Raw genomic sequence first — 21,037 nt, forward strand, 5'->3', positions numbered from 1 at the left:
ATGCTTTTTTCTTCGCAGCACAATACAGATAATAACGATCCTTTTGAGCTAGCACACATCAACAGAGGCCAGAAATTCAAAGAAAATGTTTTTACTCTTCTTGTTTATTGTTGTGCTTTTATACTGCCTACCTTGCTCGTATTTGCAGCTTATGAGCTAACGACAAAATGCATGCCATCTGTCAGTAAATTTGGGATTTCCTTTCTCTTTAATCATGATTGGAATCCTGTATCCGGCCATTTTGGGGCATTACCCTTTCTCTATGGTACCGCCATGTCTTCTGGATTATCTTTATTGATCGCATCCTTCTTAGGCCTTGGAACAGCCCTTTTCCTTACAGAATTTTCTCCACGGTGGCTTCAAAAGCCCCTCATTATCTTGATCCAGATAATATCTGCCATACCTAGCGTTGTTTGGGGACTGTGGGCTCTATTTGAACTTATCCCCTGGTTGCAAAAATATGTTGTCCCTTTTCTCAAAGACCACTTAGGATTTCTTCCCTTTTTCCAGGGTAATTTTTATGGAGTGAGCTTGCTTTCTGGCTCTCTCGTTGTCGCTATCATGATTCTTCCAATCATGATCTCCGTTACCATAGAAATGATCAAATCGGTTCCATCTATTTATAAGGAAGCGATCTTTGCTCTTGGCTCTACTCACTGGGAATCGATCCGCATCGGAGTCTTGCCTTTTATCAGAAAAGGGCTTTTGGGTGTTGCTATACTCGGACTTGGCAGAGCAATTGGAGAAGCCATGGCTGTAACCATGGTTATAGGCAATAGGCCCGAGATATCTCTTTCACTTTTGTCTCCAGCCTATACTTTGTCCAGTGTGCTTGCAAATGAATTTGCTGAATCAACATCCGAACTTCACATTAGTGCTCTTTATGAAATTGCTCTCCTTTTAGGGGCAATAACCATCGTAGTGAATCTGCTCGCACAGCTTTTCATCCATGGATTAGAACCCTTGGATTTCACTAAGTTGTTTGGAAAAGAAAACCAAAAGAAAAATTTAAGTTAAATATGAGGATTGCGTTTTATCGGTTTAGAAAATTAGAAAATTTCCTTGTAAAGCTGCTCTGTGCCTTTGCTTCCTTTTTTGTTATCTTGCCCTTTGTTCTTATCTTAGTTTATCTGATCGTTGCTGGAGCCTCCTCCATTAATTTTGATTTTATCACTCAATTGCCAAAACCGATTGGAGAAAAAGGAGGAGGAATGGCAAATTCCATAGTGGGAACCCTTATTCTGATGGGCTTAACTTTTCTGATCGGCACTCCTATTGGGATCCTCAGTGGGGTATTTGTTTCTGAATATGGCAATGAGAAGCTAAGAAAAATCGTTCGGTTTTCTGCTGATCTCCTCAATGGGACTCCATCCATTGTTATCGGTATTTTAGTCTACGGTTGGATTGTTTCTCCAATGCATGGATTTTCTGTGATGGCTGCCTCGATTGCCTTAAGTCTTATATTTATCCCCCTAGTCTTACGGACTACCGAAGAATCCCTACTCCTTGTGCCAAAGGAACTACGAGATGCTGCCCTGGCTTTAGGGATAAGAAAGTGGAAAGTAGTGTGTTATGTCTTGATTGAAACAGCGAAGCAGGGCATTTTATCTGGAATTCTCGTAGCGCTCGCTAGAATTGCTGGAGAAACAGCGCCTCTACTCTTCACCGCTTTTGGTAATCAATATTGGACCTATAGACTTGATGAGCCAATATCCGCCCTTCCCCTTCAGATTTTTGAATACGCTATCTCCCCTTATGAACAGTGGCACAGGGATGCCTGGGCTGGTGCCCTTGTGTTACTTTTATTGATATTTCTCCTTCATCTTTCTGTACGAATCCTCTTAAAGAAGAATCGTTAACAAAAAAAAATAACACATGACCCATAAAAGTCCTTTTTCTTATCCTTCTCACCCCTCCAATCCAGATTCCAATCCAACAGGCCCATTCGCCTTTGAGATTCGTGATTTAAATGTCTGGTTTGGTACGAAGCAATCTCTTTTTAATATCTCGATGAATATCTTCTATCAGCAAATCCTTGCTATTATTGGACCAAGTGGTTGTGGAAAATCGACGTTTTTACGCTGTTTAAACCGTATGCATGAATTATCTCCCGGAGTCAGAGTCGAAGGCTCAGTGAAACTGATGGGTAAAGAAATTTATGCTGCAGATGTCGATCCAACGTTGATTCGAAGAAGGGTAGGAATGGTATTTCAAAAATCTACTCCCTTTCCTACTATGTCCATAGAAGAAAATGTCTTGATAGGATTGAAATTAGCAGGCATCCGCAATCGATCCTTTTTAGAAGAAAGACTCGAACAGTCCCTTCGAATGGCTGCATTATGGGATGAGGTAAAAGACAGACTGGAGGCTCCAGGCACCAGTCTGTCTGGTGGGCAACAACAACGCCTATGTATAGCTCGTGCAATTGCTGTACAGCCCGAAGTCTTGCTAATGGACGAACCCTGTTCAGCCCTTGATCCAATTGCCACCGCTCAGATCGAAGAGCTCATTGTCAGTCTCAAAAAAAACTACACCATTGTCCTTGTCACCCATAACCTGCAGGAAGCAGGGAAAACATCAGACTACACAGCTTTTTTCCTCGGCGGCAAGCTGATTGAAATGGATTCAACAAAGAAACTTTTTACCAATCCACGGCACAAATTTACAGAGGATTATATTACAGGGAGATTTGGCTGATCGTTTTTTTGACAATAGGTAAAATTTTGCTTCAAAAACCGAGCGTTATGCACACTTCATCAGGGTTTTTTCTCATGGGCCTTCATAGGCTTTTTGATCTGATTCATAAAAAATTTTTTTTCTTTTTGATCCTCGCCTATGTGTTGGCTGCTTTATTCCCAGAAACTGGTCTTGAGCTAAGAGATATAACCCTCTTTCATTGGAATCTTTTAGGAGTGAGAGAAGAGATTACTTTTCCAATATTCCAGCTCTTTATCCTGCTTTTCAATGGAGGTTTTGGGGTAAAAATCAGAGATTTCATAACCCAATTGTCAAAACCACTGCCTTTGATCCTAGGCGTTTTTTTTAATTTTATCGTTCCTTGTCTGTTCGTTTCGCTATATTGGCTTATTTCTAGCCCCTGGCATAATCCAAAGGAACGGTATGATCTTTTTGTGGGTCTAATCCTGATTATAGCCATGCCTATTGCCGGCTCTACCATTGGCTGGTCACAAAATTCAAACGCAAACATCCCTCTTAGCCTTGGATTAGTTTTCTTTTCAACTTTCCTCAGCCCTCTTTTTACTCCAATGATTTTTCAGGCAGCAAAATTTTTAGGCGGAAGTTATGAACCGGAGCTATTTGGACATATTAGCCATCAGATCAACAGCCAATTCCTCATTCTAGATATTGTCATCCCCTCCTTTTTAGGAATGTTCGCTAGACTTATATCTGGGAATGTACTCTATGAAAAAGTCATCCGGCTTATTAAACCACTAAACGAAATAAACTTATTGGTTTTAATTTATTCCAATGCAGCTACCGCCCTACCTTTTATAATACACAAGCCTGACACGGATTTTTTCCTTTTAATCGGCATCGTTGTCTTTCTCCTCTGCTTGATAAGATTCCATGCTGGCCAATGGATAGGCAGTCTCTTTCATTTTGGTGAGCCTACAAAGCGCTCCCTCATTTATGCTCTTGGCATGAATAACAACGGGATGGGGCTAGTCCTTAGCAATGCGGTAGTTGGTAATCAACCTTCCATTATCTTACCTATAATTCTTTACAACCTTTTTCAGCAGATTATGGCTGCTGCTTTTTATTCTTCATGGACCAAGAAAGACAATCTTCTTGGAACTTCAAAAGAAGGATCCACAGTCATAAAAGGAAAACAGCTGACTCAAAAGTTCAAAAACTACGGCTCAGTTAATCCACCCTAATTTCTCCATCCAAGCGCTTGTTAGATACTCCCGATACATCCTAGAAATGACTTCAACCGAAATTGCTTTTGGACAAACCGCCTCACAGGCTTTTGTAAAACTACAAGCTCCAAATCCTTCTTTGTCAGCTTGTCTAACCATTTGAAGCACACGTTTCCGCCTTTCTGGCTGTCCCTGCGGCAATAAAGAAAGATGCGCTATTTTCGCTCCCACAAACAGGGAAGCCGAACTATTCTTACAGACAGCCACACAGGCACCACAACCGATACAATGGGCAGCATCAAAGGCTTTCTCAGCAACATTATGAGGTATAGCAATAGTATTGGCCTCAGGAGCTTGACCAACTAAGGTGGAAATAAATCCTCCTGCCTGCATAATTCTATCCAAAGCTGAACGATCGACAATGAGGTCCTTGATCACTGGAAAAGCTCGGCTTCGAAAAGGCTCCACAATGATTTCTTGGTCATCTTTAAATTGCCGCATATAGAGCTGACAGGTCGTAATTCCGAACCCCGGACCATGAGGTTTCCCATTGATCATAAGAGAGCAGCTACCGCATATGCCTTCCCTACAATCTGAATCAAATGCAATAGGTTCTTGACCTTCGGATATCAGTTTTTCGTTCAGAAAATCAAGCATTTCGAGAAAAGACATATTGGGATTGAGTCCATCTAAGGCATAAAAGACAAAATCCCCTTTTGCAGCTCTAGAGGACTGACGCCAAATCTTCAATCGTATTTTCATTTGTAACTTCTGATCGCAAATTGGGTTTCCTCATAAACAAGAGGCTCTTTGACTAGCAAAGGTGTATTTTCTTTTCCTCTATAAAACCAGACAGAGACGTAGGCAAAATCTTTATCGTTTCTTATCCCTTCTCCTTCAGGGGTTTGATACTCTTCTCTAAAATGGCAGCCGCAGGATTCTTCCCTGCTTGCCGCATCCATGCACATGAGCTCAGCAAGTTCTAAGTAATCGGTCAATCTTGAAGCATATTCAAGCGATTGATTGAGTCCTTCGTTTGCACCTCCCACATTCACATCTTTCCAAAACTGCTCTCTTAGTTCTATAATTTGTGACAATGCTTCTTTTAAACCACTACCGTTTCGTATCATTCCGCATCGATTCCAAAGAATTGCCCCCAGTTCTTTATGAAACTGACTCACTGTCTTTTTCCCCTGAATGGACAAAAGTTTTTTGTTCTTTTCCACCGCCTCCTTTTGTTGAGCTATAAACTCTGATCTATCCGTGGAGATTTTCTTAGGTTCTACTCTAGCCAAATAATCCCCAATGGTGATAGGTAAGATAAAGAAGCCATCGGCTAGCCCCTGCATTAAGGCACTGGCACCAAGACGATTTGCACCATGATCCGAAAAGTTTGCCTCCCCAAGGACGAATAACCCAGGAATGGTAGACATCAAATAATAATCCACCCATAATCCTCCCATAACATAATGAACGGCCGGATAGATTCGCATCGGAGTCCTATAGGCGTTTTCTCCAGTGATATCTCTATAAATATCAAAAAGATTACCATATCGCTCTTTGAGATAGTCTATTCCCCTCTGTTTGATCGTGTCCGAAAAATCAAGATAGACTCCTTGACCACCGGGTCCAACCCCACGGCCTTCATCACAGATCCTTTTTATTGCTCTTGAAGCAATATCTCGAGGGACAAGATTGCCATAGGCCGGATAAAGTCTTTCAAGGAAATAGTCGCGTTCTGATTCAGGAATTATCTCCGGCGACCTTTTATCATCCTTTCTAGAAGGAACCCAAATCCGGCCGTCATTTCGAAGGGATTCAGACATCAAGGTAAGTTTTGATTGATAATCTCCAGATACAGGAATACAGGTTGGATGGATTTGAGTAAAACAGGGATTAGCAAAAGCTGCCCCTCTTTTGAAAGCTCTCCATATAGCAGTAGCATTGGAACCACGGCCATTGGTCGACAAATAATAGATATTTCCATATCCACCTGTCGCCAATACTACCGCATCAGCACTATAAGCGGATATTTCTCCTGAAACAAGATCCCTCGCAATGACCCCTTTGGCATGCCCATCGACAAGAACAATATCTAGAATTTCTGTCCGAGGATGCACTACTACTTTCCCTAAGGCTATCTGCCTACATAAAGCACCATAAGTAGCAAGGAGCAGCTGTTGGCCAGTAGCTCCCCTTGCATAAAATGTCCTTGAAACCTGAACTCCTCCAAATGATCGGTTTGCTAGCATGCCTCCATATTCCCTAGCAAAAGGGACCCCCAAGGCTACACAATGATCGATGATTTTCGTACTGATTTCAGCCAAGCGATAAACATTGGCTTCTCTGGCTCTAAAATCTCCTCCTTTGATCGTTTCATAGAAAAGCCTATACACACTATCGCCGTCGTTACGATAATTCTTTGCTGCGTTTATTCCTCCCTGCGCAGCCACACTATGAGCCCGCCTTGGACTGTCCTGAATACAAAAAGACTCCACATTATAGCCAAGCTCTCCAAGTGCTGAAGCAGCGGCTGATCCAGCCAAACCTGTGCCAACGACAATGATTCTATATTTTGGGCGGTTATTGGGAGAAACAAGCGGTATACTTCGTTGAAGCTTCTGCCATTTCTGACTTAATGGACCAGAAGGAATCCTCGCATCCGGTACTGGAAATTCAACACCTCTTTCATGATCTACAGCCGAAATTTGCATTTTTACTCTCTTTTCTTAGTGAATTAGCCTCAAAAAAATGGCTATTGGGATGATAAGAAAGCCGACATATAAAATTAAAGCAAAGGCATGCGCAACGATTTTTTCCCACGGAAGCGATTTACTATTAACAAATCCCAATGAGTTAAGAAAACTTTCTAGGGCATGCCGGAGGTGGAGGAACAAAACAGATAGAGAAAAAACATAAAACAAGGTCACCCAGGGATTCTGAAATCCCACTATGACCATTGTTCGAACATCTGGAATCATTTGTTTCGATAAGGGGAAAAGGAAGTTTTTGAAAAATCCAAAAGGAGGACCTTTAAAACTAAAATGATAAAGGTGGAATAGTATAAAAACTAACACGATCAATCCAGAGAATATCATCGTCCTAGACTCAAAACTGGCTTGGTTTGGAAGTAGCAGTTTGTAGGGCTGAGGCCGAGCCTCTCGATTAATTTTCCATAATCTTATGGCGGTGCTAACATGAACAATCAATGCTCCAAGAAGGAATAACCGCACGGACCAAAGAACTACAGGATTCGATTTCAAATAATAAGCATACACGTTCATATAATAGGGAGGTAGAAAGACCTGCCAGTTCCCTAGCATATGAACTATTAGAAAAAGGAATAAAACTAAGCCGCTAATCCCTAAAATGAACTTCAAGCCTATAGTCGAAAAGGATCTAGGTGGTTGGGATGTCATCAAAAAATATAATAATAAAATAAATTTTATGAGCAATTCTTTTTTTTAATCCATCCTCATTTCTCTTAAGAGCTTTTTTGGAGCTGAGATAAAAGATCGAAAAGATTGATGAAAGGTCTTTTCAAAAGAAAAAAACGGATCTTTTCTGAATACGGAGGTCTCATCTGAGGGTCATCCTCGACAAAAAAAACCGCTGAACTCTCCTTCGTTGTTTTTAAAAGGACTAAGTGATAGAATAATGCTTCTGGTTTGGCCACTCCCCATTCTGCGGATAAAAAAATGTCTAAAAAATATTGTCTTATCCCCCATTCCCTCAGGACTGTTCGAGCACGACTGTCCCAATTGGATGCAACAAACAGAGGGAAACCAAGGGACGACATCTTTCCAAGAGCGCTTATAACTTCTGGATAAGGCTTCCAAGCCTCTTTTTGGGAATAATAAGAATACAGTTTATTGAAATAATCAAAAAAGAAAGAACCCAAGGGGATCCCACTTTCTTGGAGAACCGTTTTGACAATTTTTTCCCAAAACCTTTTATCATCCCCATCTTTGGGAATCGATCCTTGAGGCCGAAGCTTAAAAAAATCAAAAACTTTTATAAAATTATCGTGCATAACCTTTGGATCGCTTCTAATGCCGTATTCTGCCAGCAATTTCGAATAAACGACGCCCACAGGCAATGCCGTCTGTAGGAGCGTTCCAACTAGATCGAAAACTATAGCCGGCCTTTTCATTTTTTTTTCTGCACGCCAATGACAAAAAATAGGCACTTTCTTACCCATCCAATAATTCATTCCACTTGAATTCTTCTTTGCCTTCGTATTCCTCGACCAAAATTTGGCCAATTAAGTAGAGGGAGCCAGTAGCTAAAATCGGCCGTAAGGAACCATCCATAGAGGGCATGAAGTCAGCCCACGAGGGGCAGATTTGTGTTTTAATGCCACCAAAAAAAGGAAGGAGTTCTTTTGGTTCTAGACCTCTAGAGGTAGGTGGCTTGATTAAAGTTACCATGGAAGCTTTCCTTTTAAGAATCTCAGCCATCATAGGAAAGTTTTTGTCTTGTAGGACTCCAAAAACTAAATGATAAGGTTCGTCTCCAACAATCTGTTCCCAGTTTGCAACTAGCTGCTTTGTCGCTGCTACATTATGGGCTCCATCAATAATGCACAAAGGAGCTTTTCGAATGACTTGGAATCTTCCAGGCCAGCAAACCGTTCTAAATCCTTCCTGCATCCTTTTTATGTCCATACTATTTTCCTCAGCAAAAAGGAGACGGAGGGCAGCAAAAGCACAGGCCGCATTATCTAGTTGATGGATTCCAGTTAAGCCTAAACAAAAAGGAATATTCGCAATTTCCACCCATTGCCTTTCATAGTCCATTTTTAAGGGTTTTATCTCAACCGATTGGCAGATATCGATGAGCTCTGCGCCTTTTTCCAATGCCCTCTTTTTTATAACAGCCAAGGCTTCTTTAGGCATTTTACCCACAATCACAGGAACCCCTTCTTTGATTATCCCAGCTTTTTCTTCTGCAATCGATTCTAAAGTGTCTCCTAAAAATTGAGTATGATCATAATCGATGTTGGTAATGATAGAAAGCCTAGGATTGACAATATTGGTAGCATCTAAACGACCGCCCAGACCCGTTTCCCAAACCACCCAATCTACCTTGCATCTGAAAAATTCTAAAATGGCTACCATCGTAATAATTTCAAAAAAAGTACAGGCAAAATCTTTCTTTCTTTGTTTAATCCTTTCAATCTTTTCTTGAATTTCCAAGACCCAATGACTAAATTGTTCCTTAGAGATTGGATGCCCATTAATCTGTATTCTTTCCCTAATAGTAACGAGATGAGGCGAAGTATAGAGACCGGTTTTAAATCCACTCCTTTTCAATGCTGAGGCAATAAATGCAGCTGTGGAACCCTTGCCGTTAGTGCCAGCAATATGAATAAAATTCATTTTTTCATGAACATTTCCCATTTCCCTGGCCAGCTCTATAATGTTTTGCAGGCCAAGTTTCATCCCTACTGTTCTGGCTTGGCCAAGGAACTTAAGAGCTTGCCTATAGAATTGATCTTCCAAAAAAGGATTATTCATTCCTGTTGTAATATTTGAGTTTTTTAAATCTTTTATGCTTGAGAATGGGCTCGATAAGAAAAATTATCTTCTCTGATGTTTTTGTTTACATGTTGCGAAAAATTAAAAAGGAACCCCACACCGTGCAACCCATTATCCCTTCTTTTTTTTGTAGCTTCCGTTTCACTTTTTTACACTTCTATATTTATTGCTTGAAAAATTAAAGTGAGTAAACTGGTAGCATCATCATCCATAGATTTTACTCTAGCAACTTCCTTTTTATTATCCCTTCCCGTTGAACTGCTCTCTTGTATCCATCATGAACAACTGGTTTGAAATGAGCTGGAAACCCCTGCTTATTGTTTTTCTAATCCTTGCAAACGGGTTTTTCGTTGCTGCCGAATTTGCCATCATCAAAGTGAGGATAACGGAACTGAAACTTCTTTTAAAAACAAAAGATTGGCGGCTGCCTCTAGCTCTAAAGATCGTTCAAAATCCCACCCTATTTTTATCCGCTACCCAAATTGGGATTACCCTTTCTAGTCTAGGCTTAGGATGGATAGCTGAACCGGCTATGGCTGGATGGATAAAAGCCCTGCTCTTCCGATTAGGCATATCTCATGACATAACTTTAAATTCTCTTTCCTATTTGTTTGCTCTCTGCTTGATTACCTTTTTGTCCATTGCCCTTGGGGAGTTAGCCCCAAAGTTTTTGGCGCTTCAATATGCCAGAAAAATTATTCTTTTTACAAGCCCCATCCTTACTATTTCTTCCATCCTTTTTTATCCTGCCATCTCTATTCTTAACATTTCTGCCAATTGGGCTCTCAAGCTTCTTGGATTCGAACCTCCTAAGACAACTGGACGTTTCGGCCAGAGCATATCTATGGATGAACTCCAGCAAATCATCATGCATTCAGCCCACGCCCATCCTTTTGATGAACTAATTAACCGAATCATGATCAAGGCTCTACGACTGAAAAATACAACCGCCCAACAAGTAATGATTCCTAAAGATAGAGTGGTTGTTCTCTGGCTTAATCAACCAATTCAAGAAAATCTTAAAATCGCTCAACGATCCGGTTATAGTCGCTTCCCCGTATGTGAAGGGTCTATCGATAATCTAGTGGGGATGGTCCTCCTTCAGGAACTTCTATGGCAATATATAACGCTTGGAGAACAAACAAAACTTTCATCTATTCTAAGACCCGCCCTCATTTTCTCTCCCTCTACTCCTTTGCCCGTAATGCTTGAAAAATTTCGTAAGGCCAGAACCCATTTGGCAATTGTTAAGGATAAAAATGAAAAAGTTATAGGTCTTGTCAGCTTTGAAGACGTGTTGGAAGAGTTAGTAGGCGACATTCGAGACGAATTTGACATTGAGAAAGGACCAATCTATGAACTGACCAAAGAGTACGCAGTGGTGGACGGAGATCTCCCCTTAAGAGATTTAGCCAATGAAACAAATTGGCCTCTGCCCACTGACACGACTCAAACGGTTTCCGAATGGTGTTTTGATAAAATAAAAAGGCAACCCAAAAAAGCTGAAATGTTCTCCATAGATGGATTTAATATTGTCGTTGAAGAGGTAAGTCCGCAGAAGATCAAAAGAGTCAAACTCATTCGGATCCAAGAGCCAACCGAAGAAGAAAGCTTCTTTGAAGAAGGACACTAAAAATTCAACTACATCATTGTCATTGGAAAATAAGAAAAATATTTTTTAGTAATTTTTTTGAAATAAAATAAGTTTTTTCCCTACCTATGTCCCACGTCATTTTTAGCTCCTCCTTGATTACAGAAGCTAGGAAATGGGCAAGAGGAAAATTTTCTCCTGCTTTTGCTGGTAGCCTCATTCGCAGTTTAGCAAAAACGCTCCGCTATGAGCTCCATGACCCTTTTGGAATTGTCAGCTCTCCCCCCAATACACCGCTTATCTTCTCCTTTTGGCATAACCGCCTCTTCCTGATGCCATATCTATACAGAAAACATTTTCCATCCAGAAAGCTCATCGCCATGGTTAGCGGTAGTAACGACGGCAAATTTCTGAGTCGACTCTTAGGACAATTCAACCTTTTCCCAGCCTCAGGTTCTTCTTCAAAAAGAGGCATTTCGGCTTTTAAAAGAGCCATTGAAGCAGCCAAAAAAGAAGGCTGTGACATAGCGGTTACCCCTGACGGCCCTCGAGGGCCTTGTTATTCCTTTCAAGAAGGAGTGCTTCAACTGAGCAGGCTCTCTGGCATTCCCATAGTAGCAGTCAGTTACCATCTTGAAAAAAAAATAGAATTAAACAGTTGGGATCGATTTCAAATTCCCCTTCCATTTAGCAAATGTACTATTTTTGTAGGTCCTATTTTTTCGATACCCAAAAATATAACCGAAGACAAACTACTTGAATTGAAAACCGAATTATCGATAGCGCTTTCTAGATAAGTAAAAGCAGAAAAAGCTGATACGTCAATAAAGCAGGTGGTTAAAAGGGTTAAGGAATAATTAAAGCTCTTGCCATGCATATTTATAACTAGATTTGCATGGCAATATCAACAATAAGGCATTACTCCAGCTTGCCTGATAATCCATGTTCCCAAGTTTTCCCACACAGTTTCTGCTTCTTTCTGATCTTTAAGAGGTGTCTTAATAAATGTTCTGATCAAAAGACCTATAAAGAGAATCAATAAAACCTTAAAACTATGTTATAACATTAAGCGGAATATTGGAATTTTAGAAGAAGAGTACAGAAACAAAGAGTACGATCATAGTTTTTACAAAATAAATTATAATAATTAAAGATCAACTTAACAAAGTACATAGCCATATAAATAGAAGAAATAATATTAAAAGGGATCGAAATAGAACAATAAAGCCAACATCAACTAAGCAAGAAATTGGATTTGTCTTGTCAATGCACAAAACAAATTAGAGAAAAAAAATATTTAATAAAAGAACAACATATGAATAATCTTGATCTAAGAGTAATAGATACCCCTAAATTCCAGATTTTAAATATTAATATTGCTGGAAATGGAACCGTAGAGCCATCGGTTTTAAAAAACTTGGAACTTCCCAAATTAGACTATACCAAGGGGGTAGTCTTACATGGAAGAGGTCCAATATGGCTGTATGGTCATTTAGTCCACCAATGCCATCCTGCTCGTTGGGTAGGTGTTTTTGACCCCAGAATTGGTGGGGTCGTAGTCGAAAGACACCACAAAGAAGCTCCTGAGGTAGGGGAAACAATTCCAGCTAATGAAATTCAGAAATATTTAGAACATAATCAAGAACAAGCTAAGGATTCTTCCCGTCATCAAGCCCATATGGCTCCATGATTGCTCCTATAAATGCCAAGATAAGAAGGTATGCTCTGGTATAGAATCTTCTATCTATACCAGGCATACCACTGGGCTTTAATTTCCTGGTCAATGTGGTAAACGTTATTCCATTGCCAAGTGACTTGACCACCATTGATTGTATAGCCTGCAGGAGATAGTTTAAAGAAATTTCCAAATGTCCATTGAAGGGAAAATGGACTAGTGGACTTACCAATACCTGGAATGAACCGAAGGATAGTCCCTAGGTCTAAAGTAAATGACTCATATAATGGAAAAGAGTCACGCCAATCAATTAGATTATGAAATTCATCTATTTTGTTTACCAATTTACTAGATAAAACAACACATTCTACTTGTATAATAGAACATCTTTTTCCAAAGTATGGAGTTTCATCTGAAATCCAGATGTAGCGTGCATATTTTGAAAATGAACGTTTAAACATTCTTTATGCTATATCTCTATCATATCTTCTCATTGGCACATAGCGACCGTCTGCCCATCCTTTTATTGAAATAATTGGATACTGTAGATCCTCTGAATAATACAGATAACCAACTATAAATGGGGCTTCATCATACTCATGTTCTTCAATGAAGATACGTGGTTCTTGTTGGGTGGCACCAGGCTTTTGTGTCAGAAAAAGCCTAGCATATGTTTCTACTCTTTCATAATACGCAAAAAAGAAAAGTGATAAAAGTATGGAGAACAAGTTCATGACAGAATATGCTATTTACATAATTAATATCATAAAACGACAAAAAGGTTTTTACAATAGCGTTTGCGAAGATTAAATAAAAAGCATGTTAAGTTGGCTTTTCTAATCAAAAGAAAACATAGGTTTATAAAGAAAATGACAATAGATCCTCCAATTACTATTAGGTTTAGTAAACCTTTATCGATTAAGCTTTTTAAACATTGGATAAAAGAGATATTTGAAAATAGACCTAACAGCTTTAATCTCTGGGGGCATCCTATATGGCTTGGTCCCACAAAGGTACATGTCTACAACATTGATTGCTACTATTGGAAAACGTTCTTTTTAGATATAACCCACAACGGTATCATAGCAATAATGCCTAATGATAGGTATATGGACATTGCTTACGTTGGGGATAAGTTTGTATGCCGGCATTGCGGATATGTGAGCGATGCGGACAGGGTGGGCGCATACAACCTTAAGAAAAGGGTCAAAGATCCGGAGATAAGCCTGTGGACGCCGCGGGACCGGGTGAAGGCGATCCTTTCCTTGAGGTTTTCCTTCAGGAACTGAAAAACGCCCGATTGGAATCCCGATGAGAGGGACTGTTCCGGGGAGAACAATACCAGGCACCTGTGAGGTGCCCTCTTTGATTGTTAAGATGATACGTTCATTCTAGCCTGCTTCCTCGGAGAACGAACTGGACGTGGAAATTCCATGACCTATCAGATCAAAACCAAAGAGAAAAGAACGAACTTGGGTCTGGCGTAAGCATTTTAAATACCTTTTGTTCAAAAGGTATTTAAAAACTAAAACATTCCTAAAGCTTTTCACTCGCCATGATTAGTCCTAACGATTAATTAAGAAATAAATAACTGAATAGAAAAAAACACTATGGATTACATTCAAATTCCTGCTATAGCCGAAAAAGTCTCTCGAATTGCTCTTGGCACCTGGGTTATGGGTGGATGGATGTGGGGAGGAATCGATGAAAAAGAAGCTATCCAAGCAATAATCAAAGCTGTTGAAGGAGGAATCAACATCATTGATACAGCTCCCATTTATGGTTTTGGGAAAGCAGAAGAAATAGTTGGCAAAGCCCTTCGGCTCATAGGAAAATCCCATCCTATTGTCATCGCTACTAAATTTGGTCTTGAATGGAATCAGTTTGGGGAAATTCGGAGAAATTCTTCTCCAACAAGAATCAAACAGGAAATCGAGGATAGCCTAAGACGCCTTGGCCTCTCTGTCATAGATATCTATCAAGTCCACTGGCCAGACTCCAAGGTTCCTTTTGAACAGACCGCAGAGTGTCTTTTGAGGTTAAAGGAACAAGGGAAAATTCGAGCTATAGGGGTCAGCAATTTTTCAACGAAGCAAATGGAACTTTTTAAAAAGGCTGCTCCCATTCATACTAATCAACCGCCTTATAATCTGTTCGAAAGAGAAATTGAAAAAGAACTTTTACCTTATTGTATCAAAGAAGGTATAGCAACCCTGACCTATGGTGTACTCTGTAGGGGATTGTTAACAGGAAAATTTCGTCCTGACTCCACTTTCCCCAATGGGGATCTGAGAAAAATAGATCCAAAGTTTCAAGGAGAAAATTTTCTTCGGTATCTTCAAGCTGTGGAAAAATTTAGACCTATTGCTGCCCGCTACGGAAAATCATTAGCACAATTTGCTGCTTGTTGGGCTCTGATGCAACCTGGAGTGTCTGTTGTGCTTTGGGGAGCCAGACGTCCAAGTCAGATAGAAGAAGCCTTTGGCGCTACTGGATGGCGTTTAGCTCAAGAAGACCTTCGAATGATTGACAAGATCCTTACCGAAACCATCCCTCAACCTATAGGTCCTGAATTTATGGCTCCTATAGAAGGCTAATCGCTCCACGGTTGCTCGGATGCTCTTTGTTGCTTTTATCCAGCCTCTTATCTCTGTGAGGAAAAGATAAAAACAAATTGAACCGTCTTTTCTCTACCGCTATATTGAAAAGCAGTGTTTTAATGGATTGGTGTTTTGGTATTTAATTTCTTCTTCGAAGGCAAAAAAGAAAAGATTGTGTTGAAAATTACCCAAAGGCTGGTTAAAAACTAGCTTCTCTTATATCTTGTCAAATGGATCATTGAAGTGGGTTCACCTTTACATTGAAAAATGGAAAAAATCCCAAGAGAAAGAATTAGAAATTTCTGTATTATCGCCCATGTAGACCATGGGAAGACGACGCTTTCAGATAGGCTTTTACAGATTACGGGAACCGTTGTTGAAAGCAAACTACAAAATCAGATGCTTGATTCCATGGAGCTAGAAAGAGAAAGAGGCATCACCATTAAAGCCCATCCCGTAACCATGACCTATTTCTATCCCAAAGAAAAGCAATACTATCAGCTCAATCTGATCGACACCCCTGGACACGTCGATTTTTCCTATGAAGTTTCTCGAAGTCTTTCGGCCTGCGAAGGAGCCCTTTTAGTCATCGATGCAACACAAGGGATTCAGGCTCAAACGGTTTCTAATGTCTTCCTAGCAGAAAAGCATAATCTCGTTCTTATCCCCGTCATTAATAAGATAGACCTGCCAACGGCAAATCCTGAGCTTGTAAGAAAGCAACTAGAAGAAATTCTTGCTATTCCAGCTGATACAGCCATCCTTGCAAGTGGGAAAGAAGGCATCGGGATTGATGAAATTCTTCAAGCAATCATTCGCCAGATTCCTCCTCCGCGACCTTTTCTCGACCAAATTCTCAGAGCCTTAATTTTCGACTCCGTTTACGATCCTTTTAAAGGAGTCATTCTCTATGTTCGTATGTTTTCGGGAAAAATTAAAAAAGGAGAGAAAATCCTCCTTTTATCGACAAAGAAGTCTTATGAAGTGAAAGAAGTGGGCATTTTCAATCCCAAAATGGTACCAGAAGAGGAATTATATGAAGGCAATTCTGGCTACATCATTGCAAATATTAAAGATCCTTCCGAAATTAAAATCGGCGATACCATAACTTGGGAGACCGGTGGAACATCCTCTCCACTGCCTGGCTTCCAAGAAATTGTACCTATGGTTTTCAGCGGGATCTATCCGCTAAACTCCTCTGAATTTGAAAAACTAAAGAATGCTATTCAAAAGCTACAAATTAATGACCCAGCGATTACCATCAGTCAAGAAAGTTCAGTTGCCCTTGGTTCGGGATTCCGCTGTGGATTCTTAGGACTTCTTCATATGGAGATAGTCCAAGAAAGACTAAGAAGAGAATATGGGGTGGACATACTGACGACCTATCCTAGTGTCGTGTATAAAGTCTATTTGCGTTCCGGAGAAATCCTGGAAGTGGACAATCCTTCCAAACTCCCTGATCCCTCAACCATAGAGCATATCGCAGAGCCCTTAGTAAATGCTTATTTAATTGTTCCTTCTGAAAATATTGGGGAATTGATGCAGCTTATTTCTGAAAAAAGAGGCAGTTGTGAGACTACAGAAACCCTCGATCAAAATATGGTGATTCTACACTGCATCTTTCCATTAAATGAAATTCTTGTGGATTTTAATGACAAGCTAAAATCAATTACCCACGGCTACGGGTCGATGGATTATAAACCAGCAGGTTACCGGATCAGTGATTTAGTAAAACTTGATATTTTAGTCAATGGGGAACCGATTGAAGCTTTAAGCTGCATCGTGCATACATCCAAAGCGGAGTCTCGAGGCAGAGCGATCATTCAAAAACTCAAGGAACGCATTCCACGACATCTCTTTAAGATTGCCCTTCAAGCTGCCATAGGAAGCAAAATCATAGCCAGAGAAGATATAGGAGCTATTGGAAAGAATGTAACGGCTAAATGCTATGGGGGAGATATTACAAGAAAAAGAAAGCTGTTAGAAAAACAGAAAGAAGGCAAAAAAAGAATGAAGACATTTGGTAAAGTTGATATTCCTCAAGAAGCTTTCCTGGAAATCCTCAAAACAGATATAAAACAATCATGAGTTTTCTACTTCTGAATAAAAAAGAAGCACAAGCCAAAAAAAATAGAAAAATGGCTTTACAATTTTTAAAAGACTTTCGAAGAAAGTTTAATTATCGCAAAGACTTACTCAACGAAAGTCAAGTCAAACAAGTTATAGACTACTTCCAAAGGTTTCAATCTGCCATTAATTCTCCCAAGAATAGTAATCTAGAGGCAATCGTGGATGAAGGGGAAAAGTTATTTCATCTTCTTTTTCCTGAATCAAAATGGGCTGGATGGAAAGAAAATATCGAAGTTCTTTTTGTAGCGCTAGTGGTAGCTTTAGCTATTAGGGCTTATTTTTTGCAACCTTTTAAAATTCCTACAGACTCCATGAAACCGACGCTGTACGGAATCCAGGTTATCGAAAGAAACGAGAAACCTCCAAATTTTATCCAAAGGATTGTGGAGTTTGTTCTTCTTGGCAAAAGCTACCATAGCCTTTCTTTAAAAAAAGGAGGAACACTCGAAAAAATCGAAGGAGGGAAGTTTTTGTTTTTTGAATACGCTAAGCTTATCTTCGATAGTGGAGAACAATCCTACCTTTGGACTAATCCTCACCTTTTAGAGTATAAGCTTGGCGTTCGTCCTGGTTTGTCCTTCGAGCCTAAAAACCATGTCTTGAATTTTGAAGTAGATACAGGGGATCAAGTCCTCGTCAATAAATTGATTTACCATTTTCGTCCCCCCAAACGGGGAGAAGTCATTGTATTTAAAACAACTGGGATAGAGGGAATTGAGGCTAATCTGCGACTTCAAGGAATCGAAGGCTCTCAATACTATATCAAAAGATGCGTAGGAATCTGGGGTGATACACTCCAAATTCGCCCTCCATTTTTATTGATCAATGGATCAGCGACTCCCCCTAATCAGATGATGGCAAAAATTGAATCGCAAAAAAATGGCTATCAAGGCTATGTCATTTTACCTAACCAACAATATCTAGTCGATCCAACCGAAACCTATACGGTTCCACCATTATGCCTTTGGGCAATGGGAGATAACAGTCCTGATAGTCTCGATAGTAGATTTTGGGGCCCTGTGCCCATGCAAAATATTGTAGGCACCGGATTTATTGTCTACTGGCCTTTCAATAAAAGATGGGGAATAATCCGTTAACAAAATAGATTGGCAACCAAAGCAAGAAGAGCAGAAATAAAGAAAACTATAAAAGATAATTTTTTCTTCTTTTTATAATAGCTCCATACAGCAAAGCCAAGGCCAGCTATAGCTATAGAGGACACACCTGCTGCTCCAATACAAACAGAACTCAATCCCAAAAACATTCTCTTCTATTAGCTGTTTTTTTTTGATCGTATATTTTTTTTAAAGAACTGCACAAAAATTATTTCTCTCTTTTTAAATATAGCCATTTTTTAATTTCATGTACAAATCTATCCTTTTAGCCCTGGAAAATAATGAAAGAGATCTCCCAATTATCGCTCATGTAAAAGAGCTTGCTTTCTTTCTTAAAGCCAAAGTCTTTCTCCTCCATGTCATGGCGGGTTTTGCCTTCCCATTTCCTGGATATGAATCATGGACAGTGGTCTCTAACGAAACGGTTGAAAATAGTATGGCTAAAGAAATGGCCATCAACAAAGAAAAATTAATTGCGGTTGCCAGGCTCTTCCAAGAAAAAGGCATCAATACAGAAATCATCATCCAATATGGAGATGCTGCAACTCATATCGCTGAGATCTCGTTAGAAAAAAAAGTCGATTTGATAGTTATGGGAAGCCATTGCCATGGCTTAGTAGGATCAATTTTTTGGGGATCCACAGCAATTCCTGTAAGGAAGAAAGCAAAAGCTCCTATCTTATTGATTCGCTCGACTTCAGACGAATCCTAAAACGGTGAAAAGAAAGCCGATAAAAAAAGTTTAAATGGTCCCGATGATATTGCCATCCACATCGATGTCGATATGACTGGAAGAAGGGACTTTGGGCAAGCCTGGCATCGTATTTATCTCCCCACACACAACAAGGATGTATTTAGCCCCAGTAGCCGCTCTGATTTCTCTAACATAAAAATGGTGTCCTTCAGGCGCCCCTTTTAGATTGGGATCAACAGAAAATGAATATTGCGTTTTAGCCATACATAGGGGAAAATGGGTTAGTCCCTCTCCTTCAATCCTTTTTATCTCATCATAAGCAGTAGGATGAAAGGAAAGATCTCCAGCTTTATAAATATTAAATGCGATCTTTCGAATCTTTTCGACAACAGTGTCCGAGTCTGCATAGCTAAACTTACAATAACTTTTATGGAGGCTACTTTTTTCGATCACTTTCCTTGCAAGATCCATAGCCCCTAGCCCTCCTTGCTGCCAATGATTGCATATGACAAAGGAATGTCCCATGTCGGCAAGTTTTTTGCCAAGCCAATCGATTTCCTCTTCACTATCAACGCTAAAACGGTTCAGTCCAATGACTGCAGGTACTCCAAATCCTTCTTCGACAATCTCAATATGTCTTAAAAGATTAGGCAGTCCCTTTTCTAAAAAGGCTAAGTCTTTATTTGCCAGGGATCCCAACTCCATCCCTCCATGATACTTTAAAGCACGAATAGTCGTGACTATCACCGCACAGTCTGGGCTTAAACCACTCTGCCGGCACAGGATGTTAACGAATTTTTCTCCTCCTAGATCACTGCCAAATCCTGCTTCAGTAACCACCCAATCAGAAAGCCTCAAGGCCGTATTCAATGATATCACCGAACTGCATCCATGAGCAATATTGCCAAAAGGTCCCCCATGCACAAAAACTGGATTATTTTCCAAAGTTTGGACAAGATTGGGTTTGAGAGCATGCACTAAAAGGGCCGACATAGCCCCAGCAGCCTCAAGATCTTCGGCTGTAACCTTTGTATCGTTCCATCTGCGGCCAACCTGGATGTTGGCTAACCTTTCCCTCAAATCCATGTAGGATTGCGAAAGGCACAATATGGCCATCAATTCAGATGCTGCTACGATGTCAAAAAAAGAGACTCTGGGAAAAGATTTTCTACTTTCTAACCCCAGAAGGATTTTTCGCAAAGACCTGTCATTTAAATCCAATACCCTTCCCCAGCTTACCTTTCTTGGATCAATACCTAAGGTATTACCCTGATAAAGATGGTTATCTATCAAGGCAGCCAGAAGATTATGAGCGGCCGCCACTGCGGCAAAATCACCAGTAAAATGAAGATTTATCTCTTCTCTTGGAACAACTTGTGCCAGACCCGCCCCGGTAGCCGCACCTTTCACTCCAAAAATGGGGCCCATCGATGGCTCTCTCAAACAAAGAATGGCTTTATGACCTAATCGATTGAATCCATCAGTGAGGCCAATCGCCGTCGTCGTTTTTCCTTCCCCAGCTGGAGTAGGTGTCGTAGCTGTCACCAAAATGAGCTTACCTCGCTTAGGCTGAGCAAAAAGCTCTTTTAAATATTGCCATGATATTTTGGCAATAAAATGTCCGTAACATTCAATGGATCTTGAAGGAATATCAATTCTTTTTGCTATTTCCTCTATGGCTAAAAGTTTTTTTTCGCGTGCTATCTTTAAATCAGGAGAAAAACGTATCTCTTTCACAATTATTGATTCTGGATTTCCTCAAACCATAGCATGGTTGAATGAAAAATTTTCTTTTTACTTAATCCTTTGCC

General features: G+C 40.1%; 20 protein-coding genes. 12 read left to right on the forward strand and 8 right to left on the reverse strand.

Going from position 1 to position 21,037, the window contains the following annotated elements; genetic code table 11:
* Genes pstC through QOL44_RS09205 form a run of 4 tightly spaced genes read left to right on the forward strand, consistent with a single transcriptional unit; the run spans nt 1 to nt 3,899 of the window.
* Nucleotides 1-1,017 (forward strand): phosphate ABC transporter permease subunit PstC, encoded by a 1,017-nt coding sequence (gene pstC / locus QOL44_RS09190; RefSeq protein ID WP_134372949.1) that lies wholly within the window; start codon nt 1-3, stop codon nt 1,015-1,017.
* Nucleotides 1,018-1,019: 2 nt separating this feature from the next.
* Nucleotides 1,020-1,859: a phosphate ABC transporter permease PstA gene (gene pstA, locus QOL44_RS09195; protein WP_009059462.1), complete on the forward strand. Its 840-nt coding sequence runs from the start codon at nt 1,020-1,022 to the stop codon at nt 1,857-1,859.
* A 16-nt stretch (nt 1,860-1,875) separates the two neighbouring features.
* The gene (gene pstB / locus QOL44_RS09200; protein ID WP_009059463.1) at nt 1,876-2,697 is read left to right on the forward strand and encodes a phosphate ABC transporter ATP-binding protein PstB; all 822 of its coding nucleotides are present in this window, start codon (nt 1,876-1,878) and stop codon (nt 2,695-2,697) included.
* A gap of 47 nt (nt 2,698-2,744) precedes the next feature.
* A complete protein-coding gene (locus tag QOL44_RS09205) occupies nt 2,745-3,899 on the forward strand; it encodes a bile acid:sodium symporter family protein (protein WP_009059464.1) in 1,155 nt (384 codons plus the stop codon).
* On the opposite strand, the gene QOL44_RS09210 is transcribed toward QOL44_RS09205, so the two are convergent.
* From QOL44_RS09210 to QOL44_RS09230, 5 genes are all read right to left on the reverse strand, one after another.
* Nucleotides 3,882-4,643 carry a succinate dehydrogenase/fumarate reductase iron-sulfur subunit gene (locus QOL44_RS09210; RefSeq protein WP_009059466.1) on the reverse strand — a complete coding sequence of 254 codons (762 nt, stop codon included), beginning with the start codon at nt 4,641-4,643 and terminating at the stop codon, nt 3,882-3,884. The two genes, QOL44_RS09205 and QOL44_RS09210, sit on opposite strands and share 18 nt — an antisense overlap.
* A complete protein-coding gene (locus QOL44_RS09215; RefSeq protein WP_009059467.1) occupies nt 4,640-6,595 on the reverse strand; it encodes a fumarate reductase/succinate dehydrogenase flavoprotein subunit in 1,956 nt (651 codons plus the stop codon). The genes QOL44_RS09210 and QOL44_RS09215 overlap by 4 nt, the downstream gene beginning before the upstream one ends.
* A 15-nt stretch (nt 6,596-6,610) precedes the next feature.
* A complete protein-coding gene (locus tag QOL44_RS09220) occupies nt 6,611-7,300 on the reverse strand; it encodes a succinate dehydrogenase cytochrome b subunit (protein ID WP_009059469.1) in 690 nt (229 codons plus the stop codon).
* A 65-nt stretch (nt 7,301-7,365) separates the two neighbouring features.
* Nucleotides 7,366-8,094: an HAD family hydrolase gene (locus tag QOL44_RS09225; protein WP_009059471.1), complete on the reverse strand. Its 729-nt coding sequence runs from the start codon at nt 8,092-8,094 to the stop codon at nt 7,366-7,368.
* A complete protein-coding gene (locus QOL44_RS09230) occupies nt 8,075-9,400 on the reverse strand; it encodes a bifunctional folylpolyglutamate synthase/dihydrofolate synthase (RefSeq protein ID WP_009059473.1) in 1,326 nt (441 codons plus the stop codon). The genes QOL44_RS09225 and QOL44_RS09230 overlap by 20 nt, the downstream gene beginning before the upstream one ends.
* A 298-nt stretch (nt 9,401-9,698) precedes the next feature.
* Here QOL44_RS09230 and QOL44_RS09235 point away from each other — a divergent pair, with 298 nt between their 5' ends.
* The 3 genes from QOL44_RS09235 to crn3 all read left to right on the forward strand — a co-directional run bounded on the left by QOL44_RS09235 (nt 9,699) and on the right by crn3 (nt 12,702).
* A complete protein-coding gene (locus QOL44_RS09235) occupies nt 9,699-11,054 on the forward strand; it encodes a hemolysin family protein (RefSeq protein WP_009059476.1) in 1,356 nt (451 codons plus the stop codon).
* A gap of 86 nt (nt 11,055-11,140) precedes the next feature.
* Nucleotides 11,141-11,809, forward strand: a complete 669-nt coding sequence (locus QOL44_RS09240) for a lysophospholipid acyltransferase family protein (RefSeq protein ID WP_009059477.1) — start codon at nt 11,141-11,143, stop codon at nt 11,807-11,809.
* A gap of 518 nt (nt 11,810-12,327) precedes the next feature.
* Complete coding sequence (crn3, locus tag QOL44_RS09245) at nt 12,328-12,702, forward strand: CRISPR-associated ring nuclease Crn3/Csx3 (protein WP_009059478.1); 375 nt, start codon at nt 12,328-12,330, stop codon at nt 12,700-12,702.
* A gap of 50 nt (nt 12,703-12,752) precedes the next feature.
* Here crn3 and QOL44_RS09250 read toward each other — a convergent pair whose 3' ends face one another.
* Together QOL44_RS09250 and QOL44_RS09255 are read right to left on the reverse strand one after the other, a co-directional pair.
* Nucleotides 12,753-13,031, reverse strand: a complete 279-nt coding sequence (locus QOL44_RS09250) for a hypothetical protein (protein WP_134372946.1) — start codon at nt 13,029-13,031, stop codon at nt 12,753-12,755.
* A 120-nt stretch (nt 13,032-13,151) separates the two neighbouring features.
* The gene (locus QOL44_RS09255; protein ID WP_009059480.1) at nt 13,152-13,421 is read right to left on the reverse strand and encodes a hypothetical protein; all 270 of its coding nucleotides are present in this window, start codon (nt 13,419-13,421) and stop codon (nt 13,152-13,154) included.
* Nucleotides 13,422-13,556: 135 nt separating this feature from the next.
* Between QOL44_RS09255 and QOL44_RS09260 the strand changes: the two genes are divergently transcribed.
* The 5 genes from QOL44_RS09260 (at nt 13,557) to QOL44_RS09280 (ending at nt 19,244) form a co-directional block, all read left to right on the forward strand.
* Nucleotides 13,557-13,976 carry a zinc ribbon domain-containing protein gene (locus QOL44_RS09260; RefSeq protein WP_009059481.1) on the forward strand — a complete coding sequence of 140 codons (420 nt, stop codon included), beginning with the start codon at nt 13,557-13,559 and terminating at the stop codon, nt 13,974-13,976.
* A gap of 321 nt (nt 13,977-14,297) precedes the next feature.
* Nucleotides 14,298-15,284: an aldo/keto reductase gene (locus tag QOL44_RS09265; RefSeq protein ID WP_009059482.1), complete on the forward strand. Its 987-nt coding sequence runs from the start codon at nt 14,298-14,300 to the stop codon at nt 15,282-15,284.
* Nucleotides 15,285-15,554: 270 nt separating this feature from the next.
* Entirely contained in the window at nt 15,555-17,375 is a 1,821-nt protein-coding gene (gene lepA, locus QOL44_RS09270; protein WP_009059483.1) for a translation elongation factor 4, read from the forward strand.
* Nucleotides 17,372-18,514, forward strand: coding sequence for a signal peptidase I (lepB, locus tag QOL44_RS09275; protein WP_009059485.1), 1,143 nt, complete (start codon nt 17,372-17,374; stop codon nt 18,512-18,514). Before lepA ends, lepB begins: the two co-directional genes overlap by 4 nt.
* Before the next feature lie 265 nt (nt 18,515-18,779).
* Entirely contained in the window at nt 18,780-19,244 is a 465-nt protein-coding gene (locus QOL44_RS09280; RefSeq protein ID WP_009059488.1) for a universal stress protein, read from the forward strand.
* A 30-nt stretch (nt 19,245-19,274) separates the two neighbouring features.
* Here the strand turns inward: QOL44_RS09280 and QOL44_RS09285 are convergent, their stop codons facing one another.
* Nucleotides 19,275-20,963, reverse strand: coding sequence for a formate--tetrahydrofolate ligase (locus QOL44_RS09285; protein ID WP_009059489.1), 1,689 nt, complete (start codon nt 20,961-20,963; stop codon nt 19,275-19,277).
* Nucleotides 20,964-21,037: the final 74 nt, after the last annotated feature.

Origin of the sequence: Candidatus Methylacidiphilum fumarolicum, from assembly GCF_949774925.1 — a bacterium.
In the GTDB taxonomy this organism is placed as follows: Bacteria; Verrucomicrobiota; Verrucomicrobiia; order Methylacidiphilales; family Methylacidiphilaceae; genus Methylacidiphilum; species Methylacidiphilum fumarolicum.